Annotated in this window: 9 protein-coding genes; 7 read left to right on the top strand and 2 right to left on the bottom strand. The window is 67.1% G+C overall.

What is annotated here, in order from left to right; genetic code table 11:
- Nucleotides 1–92: 92 nt before the first annotated feature.
- The 5 genes from hda (at nucleotide 93) to D3H34_RS23290 (ending at nucleotide 4,955) form a co-directional block, all read left to right on the top strand.
- A complete protein-coding gene (hda, locus tag D3H34_RS23310; protein WP_056571899.1) occupies nucleotides 93–782 on the top strand; it encodes a DnaA regulatory inactivator Hda in 690 nt (229 codons plus the stop codon).
- A 34-nt stretch (nucleotides 783–816) separates the two neighbouring features.
- Nucleotides 817–2,451, top strand: coding sequence for a polynucleotide adenylyltransferase PcnB (pcnB, locus tag D3H34_RS23305; protein WP_119556618.1), 1,635 nt, complete (start codon nucleotides 817–819; stop codon nucleotides 2,449–2,451).
- Entirely contained in the window at nucleotides 2,448–3,086 is a 639-nt protein-coding gene (gene folK, locus D3H34_RS23300; RefSeq protein ID WP_119556617.1) for a 2-amino-4-hydroxy-6-hydroxymethyldihydropteridine diphosphokinase, read from the top strand. The genes pcnB and folK overlap by 4 nt, the downstream gene beginning before the upstream one ends.
- Before the next feature lie 199 nt (nucleotides 3,087–3,285).
- On the top strand, nucleotides 3,286–3,930 hold the full coding sequence (locus tag D3H34_RS23295; protein ID WP_119556616.1) for a DUF47 domain-containing protein: 645 nt from the start codon (nucleotides 3,286–3,288) through the stop codon (nucleotides 3,928–3,930).
- A 14-nt stretch (nucleotides 3,931–3,944) separates the two neighbouring features.
- Nucleotides 3,945–4,955, top strand: a complete 1,011-nt coding sequence (locus D3H34_RS23290; RefSeq protein ID WP_119556615.1) for an inorganic phosphate transporter — start codon at nucleotides 3,945–3,947, stop codon at nucleotides 4,953–4,955.
- Nucleotides 4,956–5,092: 137 nt separating this feature from the next.
- Here the strand turns inward: D3H34_RS23290 and D3H34_RS23285 are convergent, their stop codons facing one another.
- Entirely contained in the window at nucleotides 5,093–5,539 is a 447-nt protein-coding gene (locus tag D3H34_RS23285; RefSeq protein ID WP_095950592.1) for a TM2 domain-containing protein, read from the bottom strand.
- An 8-nt stretch (nucleotides 5,540–5,547) separates the two neighbouring features.
- The gene (locus tag D3H34_RS23280) at nucleotides 5,548–6,072 is read right to left on the bottom strand and encodes a GNAT family N-acetyltransferase (protein ID WP_119556614.1); all 525 of its coding nucleotides are present in this window, start codon (nucleotides 6,070–6,072) and stop codon (nucleotides 5,548–5,550) included.
- Between the two features lie 179 nt (nucleotides 6,073–6,251).
- On the opposite strand from D3H34_RS23280, the gene rpsP reads away from it, so the two are divergent.
- A complete protein-coding gene (gene rpsP, locus D3H34_RS23275) occupies nucleotides 6,252–6,515 on the top strand; it encodes a 30S ribosomal protein S16 (RefSeq protein ID WP_007831311.1) in 264 nt (87 codons plus the stop codon).
- Between the two features lie 15 nt (nucleotides 6,516–6,530).
- Nucleotides 6,531–7,085, top strand: a complete 555-nt coding sequence (gene rimM / locus D3H34_RS23270) for a ribosome maturation factor RimM (RefSeq protein WP_119556613.1) — start codon at nucleotides 6,531–6,533, stop codon at nucleotides 7,083–7,085.
- The last annotated feature ends 8 nt before the right edge of the window (nucleotides 7,086–7,093 follow it).

Below are 7,093 nucleotides of genomic sequence, written 5' to 3'. Positions count from 1 at the left end.
CAGGGGAGGCGCCGGCGACCGAGGCGGCCGGGCCGATAGAATTCCTCACGATTTTAAGGGCCCTCCGGGCCCCCTCCATGAACCTTCCCGGGATGAAACAGCTCGCGCTCGATATCGGCATTGCGACGGGCCCCAGCTTCGACGCCTTTTTTGCCGGCCCCAACGAGGCGGCGCTGCGACACCTGCAAGTGTGGGTCGGCGGCGCCGACGGCAGCCCCGCGCTGCACTCGCCGGTGCCGACCTACCTCTGGGGCGACAGCGGCAGTGGCAAGACCCACCTGCTCGAATCCGTGCGTGTCGCACTGGCCGAGCAGGGCGCCAGCGTGGGCTGGCTGCACGCCGGCCTGCTGGAGCCGCCCGAGTTCGACGAGCGCTGGGGCGCCGTCCTGCTCGACGACGTCCACCTCTACACCGCCGTGCAGCAGCACGCGGCCTTCAACTGGTTTGTCAACGCCCAGACCCTGCAGCGCGGCGTGGTCGCCGCCGGCGCCTTGCCGCCGGCCGACCTGCCGCTGCGCGAAGACCTGCGCACCCGCCTCGGCTGGGGCCATGTGTTCCATCTGCAGGTGCTGAGCGAAAGCGAACGCCGCGCCGTGCTGCGCCAGGCAGCCGATGCGCGCGGCGTGATGCTGTCCGACGACGTGCTCGACTTCATGCTGCACCGCTTCAGCCGCGACCTCGGCAGCCTGATGGAGCTGCTGTCGCAGCTCGACGGCTACGCCCTGCAGACCCAACGCGCGATCACCATTCCGCTGATCCGCTCCATGCTCGAAAACGAATAAGAAGAAGCGCCTGCTCCTCCTCGAAAAACAACCAATGATCAAGAAATTCATCGACAAGCTGCTCGGCAAGTCCGCCGGCGGCACGCAGGGCAAGAGCCGCTTCGGCAAGCGCCAGGAGGTGCCGGCAGAGGTTCACAAGATCGATCCCGCCCTGGTTGACGAACGCGCGAAGAACGTGGTCACCACGCTCCAGCAGGCCGGCTACGAGGCCTACGTGGTGGGCGGCGCGGTGCGCGACCTGCTGCTGGGCCTGCGTCCAAAGGACTTCGACGTGGCCACCAATGCCACGCCCGAACAGGTCAAGTCGCTGTTCCGCCGCGCTTTCATCATCGGCCGGCGTTTTCGCATCGTGCACGTGGTGTACGGCCGGGGTCGCGAGCACGAGGTGATCGAGGTTTCGACCTTCCGTGCCTACCTCGACAACACCGCCGCCGAGCAGGTCACGGGCAACGAGCGCACCAGCAAGGGCGAACTTGCGAGCATGAAGCACGCCGTGGACGCCAGCGGCCGCGTGCTGCGCGACAACGTCTGGGGCCCGCAGGAAGAAGACGCGGCGCGCCGCGACTTCACCGTCAACGCCATGTACTACGACCCGGCCAACCAGGTCGTGGTGGACTATCACAACGGCATCAAGGACGCCCAGAAGCTCACGCTGCGCATGATCGGCGACCCGGCCACGCGCTACCGCGAAGACCCGGTGCGCATCATTCGCGCCATCCGTTTCTCGGCCAAGCTGGCCGCGCTCGGTTTCAAAATGGAAGCCAAGACCGCCGCGCCGCTGGTCGAGTCGAGCAAGCTGCTGGCCGACGTGCCCCAAAGCCGCCTGTTCGACGAAATGCTCAAGCTGCTGCAGACCGGCCACGCCATCGCGACGGTCGAGCAGCTGCGCAAGCTCGGGCTGGCCAGGGGCATCTACCCGCTGCTCGACGTGGTGGTGGAGCGCGCCGACCAGCCCTTCGTGAAAGCCGCCCTGCAGGACACCGACCGCCGCGTGGGCGAAGGCAAGCCCGTGGCCCCCAGTTTCCTGCTGGCCTGCGTGCTGTGGGCCGACGTGCGCGACGGCTGGGCCCAGCGCCAAGAAGGCCGTCACGGCCAGCGCCCTCAGCCGCCGTTCCCGGCGTTGCAGGACGCCATCGACGACGTGTTCAATGCCCGCATCGGCGACGTGTCGGGCCGCGGCAAGCTGGCCGCCGACATGCGCGAGATCTGGATGATGCAGCCGCGCTTCGACAAGCGCACCGGCTCCACGCCCTACAGCCTCGTCGAACAGGCGCGCTTCCGCGCCGCCTTCGACTTCATGCGCTTGCGTGCCGACGTGGGCGAGGTCGGCGAGGCCATCGCCGAGTGGTGGCAGGAGTTCAGCACCGCCGACGACCTGCGCCGCCAGGACCTGCTCGAGCAGGTGCGCGAAGAACAGAAGGTGCGCCAGCGCGTGCGCCTGCGTGACCCGGCGGCGCCTGCGTCCAAGCCGCGCAGCGAGCAACCGGCGCGCCAGAAGCAGGCCGTCGAGTCGGACGACGGCGCCGGGCCCGACTTCGAGGCCGGTGCCGTGCCGCCGGACGGCGAAGCCGCCGCGCCGCGCAAGCGCAAGCGTCGGCGCAAGCCGCGCCCGGTGGGCGGCGGTAGCGGTGGTGGCAGCGAGGGCGGCGGGAGCGCCGCAGGCGAATGAGTACGTCCGACCGACCGAAGGACAGCAGGAAGAGCCCTGCGGCCAAGGGGGGCAAGCCCGCGACGAAGGCTGCAGCACCGCGTGTCGCAGGCAAACCATCAGCGGGTGGCAGCAAGAGCGGCCCGCCCGTGCGCCGCGCACCCACGCGTCCGCGCGGTCCGCGCGAGGACTACCCGACCGTGCAGGCCTTCGTCGCCATCGGCGCCAACCTGGGCGATGCCGAGGCGACCGTGAAGGAAGCCATGGCCGCCATCGGCGAGCTGCAGCGCACCGTGGTCACGGCCCGCTCGTCGCTGTATCGCAGCGCGCCGGTCGATGCCGAAGGCCCCGATTTCATCAACGCCGTGGTGGCTGTGCGCACCGGGCTGGATGCGGAGCAACTGCTCATCGCATTGCAGCGCCTGGAAACGCTGGCAGGCCGTGAGCGGCCGTTTCCCAACGCGCCGCGCACGCTCGATCTCGATTTGCTGATGCACGGCAACTCGGCCATCGAGAGCCCCACGCTGACCCTGCCGCACCCGCGCATGCGCGAGCGTGCCTTCGTGCTCAAGCCGCTCGCCGAGATCGCACCCGATAAGGTGCCGCGTGCCGCGCTGGCACGTGTGACCGGCCAGGTCATCCAGAAAATCCGCTGATCCCCGAGCGGCCGGCAGGCCGCTGTACCTGCTCGACGTCATCGGGGCCGCGTGCTCTCGGGCGGCGTCGCGCTGATCGCTGTTTCCCGTCGGCCCGATTCCTGGTGCGGACGATCGTTCCGGACATGCCCGTTAAACTCGGGGAAGTTTTCACGAAGGCGTCATGAAATTGTGATTGGCGCGTCTCAGGAGTTTTTCCATGTTCGGCAAGCTGCTGCCCCGAGAGGGCAATTTTTTTGAAATGTTCAACCAGCATGCCGACCGCATCGTCGAGGCGGCGCGCGCGTTCGAACAGCTCGTCACCCACTACGGGGACGTGCACCTGCGCGAGCAGTACAACCGCGACGTCGACAACGCCGAGCGCGCTGCGGACCGTGTGACGCACGACGTCAACCGCCTGATCCACAAGACTTTCATCACGCCCATCGACCGCGAGCAGATCCACAAGCTCATCAACACGATGGACGACGTGGCCGACCTGATCCAGGACTCGGCGGAGACCATGGCGCTGTACGACGTGCGCCACATGACCGACGAGATCGTGCGCCTCACGGCCCTGAGCGTGAAGTGCTGCGACCGCCTCAAGGACGCCGTGAAGTACCTCGGCAAGATCGCCGACCCGACCGTGGCCGAGGCCACGCTCAAGACCTGCGAGGAAATCGATCGCCTCGAATCCGACGCCGACCGCGTGATGCGCAGCGCCATGAGCAAGCTGTTCCGCGAGGAGCCGGACGTGCGCGAGGTCATCAAGCTCAAGGCGATCTACGAACTGCTCGAGACGATCACCGACAAGTGCGAGGACGTGGCCAACGTGATCGAGGGCATCGTCCTCGAGAATTCCTGAGCGGGTAGCAGCCGATGACAACGGTGCAGGTCGCCCTCTGGGTGGTGGTGGTGCTGGTCGCGCTCGCGATCGCGTTCGACTTCATGAACGGCTTCCACGACGCCGCCAACTCGATCGCGACGGTGGTGTCCACCGGGGTGCTCCGGCCGGGACAGGCCGTGGTGTTCGCGGCTTTCTTCAACCTGATCGCCATCTTCGTCTTTCACCTGAGCGTGGCGGCCACCGTCGGCAAGGGCATCGCCCAGCCGGGGGTAGTCGATGTGCACGTGGTGTTCGGGGCGCTCATCGGCGCGATCAGCTGGAACCTCGTCACCTGGTATTACGGCATTCCGAGCAGCTCCTCGCATGCGCTGATCGGCGGCATCGTGGGCGCCGTGATCGCCAAGACCGGCACCGGTGGCCTGGTGGCCTCGGGCATCTGGAAGACCGTGGCGTTCATCTTCGTGTCGCCGCTGCTGGGCTTCCTGCTGGGCTCGCTGATGATGATCGTGGTGGCCTGGGGTTTCCGGCGCGCCACGCCGTCGCGCGTGGACCGGTGGTTCCGGCGGCTGCAGCTGGTCTCGGCCGGTGCCTACAGCCTGGGCCACGGCGGCAACGACGCGCAGAAGACCATCGGCATCATCTGGATGCTGCTGATTGCCACCGGCTACGCATCGGCCGGCGACGCCGCACCACCGACCTGGGTCATCGTGAGCTGCTATGCCGCGATCGCGCTCGGCACCATGTTCGGCGGCTGGCGCATCGTGAAGACCATGGGCCAGAAGATCACCAAGCTCAAGCCCGTGGGCGGCTTCTGTGCTGAAACCGGCGGGGCGCTGACCCTGTTCCTGGCCACGGCGCTGGGCATTCCCGTGTCGACCACCCACACCATCACGGGCGCCATCGTCGGCGTCGGTTCCGCGCAGCGCGCCAGCGCGGTGCGTTGGGGCGTGGCGGGGAACATCGTCTGGGCCTGGATCCTGACCATTCCCGCCTCGGCCTTCGTGGCGGCAATAGCCTACTGGCTCAGCTGGCAAATTTTCTAAAGCACTGAGGCAGCCCGCGCTGCCTCTTTTTCATTCGGGAGGGCCGCCGCGCACGGCCGCCCGAAGCGGCCGGCCCGCCCCCGGTAGGGGGTTGGCGAAGCGACACGAAGTGCGCGCAGCCTGGGGGCGAGCAACAGTTACTGCGAGATTTTTCGGCCTTCTTCGATCTGGTGCTCGAAGTAGTGCTGGAAGCTGTAGACGATGCTGGCCATCAGGATCGAGCTGCCGAAGAACAGCGAAGCTACCACGGCGCCGATCGTGAGCCAGTTGGTCTGGCCCGGCGCGGCGTCGGCCGGTGCGCCGGCGTTGAAGCGGGCATTCCACTTCTCGGGTGTCATCAGGCCGTAGATGATCGCCATCAATGCGCAACCCGCGATCGTGAAGCCGAGCAGCGGGATCAGTGCCCAGCTCACGCCGTCGTCCACGCCGTACATGCGCAAGCGCTCGATGCCGTAGATGCCCAGCGCGGTAGGAATGGGCAGCAGCCAACCGAGCCAGTCGCCCATGCCACGCAGGTAGAAGCGGTGCAGGCCCAGCGGGCCCCCGAGGAAGGAGAGCCAGGCGGCCACGGTCTTGCTTTTCATCTTTTTCATCATTCGGGTTTCGTGCGGCTGCCTTCGCCGAGCACTTTTTCCATCAGGACCACATCGCGCCAGGCATCGAATTTCCAGCCGCAGTCCTTCAGCACGCCCACGTGCGTGAAGCCCTGGCTGCGGTGCACGCCGACCGAACCGGCGTTGGCCGAATCGCCGATCACCGCAATCAGCTTGCGCACGCCGACCGCTTCGGCTGCCTGCGAGAGCGCCGCCAGCAACTGGGTGCCCAGGCCCTTGCCGCGCGCGGCGTCGGACATGTAGATCGAGTCTTCGGCCGAAAACCGGTAGGCCGGCCGGGGCTTGAACCAGTTGCAGTAGGCAAAACCCAACACTTCGCCGTTTTCTTCGGCCACGAGGTACGGCAGGTTTTTGCCCAGCACATCGGCGCGTCGGGCCGACATGTCGGCCTCGGACGGGGGCGCGGTTTCGAAGGTGCCGGTGCCGTGCAGCACGTGGTGGGCATAGATGGCCGTGATGGCGGCGATGTCTTCGTCGCGACTGGGGCGGATGGTGACGGGCATGTGGGCGGAAGCAGGCGGCGCAAGGCCGGATTCGGAGAAAAACCGGGGTCGGGCTATAATCGTGGGCTTTTCAGCGTGCGCTGGCCGGGTGGCCATGTCGCGTGTCTCGACGCTGGAAGAACATCGTGAGCGGGTCGCTTTCTCATTGAACTGGCTCGCTGACCACCCAAGGATAAATCATGGTCGTCATTCGACTCTCCCGCGGCGGCTCCAAAGGCCGTCCGTTCTTCAACATCGTCGTGTCGGACAAGCGCGTTCGCCGCGATGGCCGTTTCATCGAGCGCCTGGGTTTCTACAACCCGACCGCCAAGGAAAACGAAGAAAGCATCCGCATCGCCCAGGACCGCCTCGCGTACTGGAAGAGCGTCGGTGCCCAGGCTTCGCCGACGGTGCTGCGCCTGATCAAGCAAGCCGCTGCCGCGGCGCCCAAGGCGGCAGCCTAAGCCGTCCGCACGGCGATGCTGCCCACACTCGAAGCCGCCGAACTGCCGGCGGATGCGATCGAGGTCGGACGCATCGCCGATGCCTGGGGCATCAAGGGCTGGTTCAAGGTCCTGCCCCACAGCGCCCAACCCGAGGCGCTTTTTTCTTCCAAGCGCTGGTTCCTGCAGGCTCCCGGAGCCTCCACGCCTGCTGCTTTCCGGCTCGCGGTCCGCGAAGCCAAAGAACATTCCGACTGCATCGTCGCCTGGTCCGAGGATGTGCCTGACCGCAATGCGGCCGAGGCGCTTCGCGGCGCGCGCGTGTTCGTGCCGCGCTCGAGCTTCCCGACCGCCGGCGACGACGAGTACTACTGGGTCGACCTGATCGGCCTGTCGGTCGTCAACCGCGAAGGCGTGACGCTGGGTACGGTGCGCGAACTGCTCGCGACCGGTCCGCAAACGACGCTGGTGCTGGCGGCCGAAGAAGACGGCAAGACCATCGAGCGCATGGTGCCGTTCGTCTCGGCCTTCGTCGACAAGGTCGACCTGTCTGGCCGGCTCATCACGGTCGACTGGCAACCCGATTTCTGATCGGGCTC

The sequence above is a fragment of the Acidovorax cavernicola genome (genome assembly GCF_003581445.1).
Note: the sequence above shows the minus strand (reverse complement) of the source record. Positions and strands in the feature narration are given on the sequence as shown.

Coding starts and splice junctions, on each gene's coding strand:
- D3H34_RS23295 (WP_119556616.1), top strand. CDS start 3,286: ATGTTCGGCAAGCTGCTGCCCCGAGAGGGCAATTTTTTTGAAATGTTC.
- D3H34_RS23285 (WP_095950592.1), bottom strand. CDS start 5,539: ATGAAAAGCAAGACCGTGGCCGCCTGGCTCTCCTTCCTCGGGGGCCCG.
- rimM (WP_119556613.1), top strand. CDS start 6,531: ATGCTGCCCACACTCGAAGCCGCCGAACTGCCGGCGGATGCGATCGAG.
- D3H34_RS23290 (WP_119556615.1), top strand. CDS start 3,945: ATGACAACGGTGCAGGTCGCCCTCTGGGTGGTGGTGGTGCTGGTCGCG.
- D3H34_RS23280 (WP_119556614.1), bottom strand. CDS start 6,072: ATGCCCGTCACCATCCGCCCCAGTCGCGACGAAGACATCGCCGCCATC.
- hda (WP_056571899.1), top strand. CDS start 93: ATGAAACAGCTCGCGCTCGATATCGGCATTGCGACGGGCCCCAGCTTC.
- pcnB (WP_119556618.1), top strand. CDS start 817: ATGATCAAGAAATTCATCGACAAGCTGCTCGGCAAGTCCGCCGGCGGC.
- folK (WP_119556617.1), top strand. CDS start 2,448: ATGAGTACGTCCGACCGACCGAAGGACAGCAGGAAGAGCCCTGCGGCC.
- rpsP (WP_007831311.1), top strand. CDS start 6,252: ATGGTCGTCATTCGACTCTCCCGCGGCGGCTCCAAAGGCCGTCCGTTC.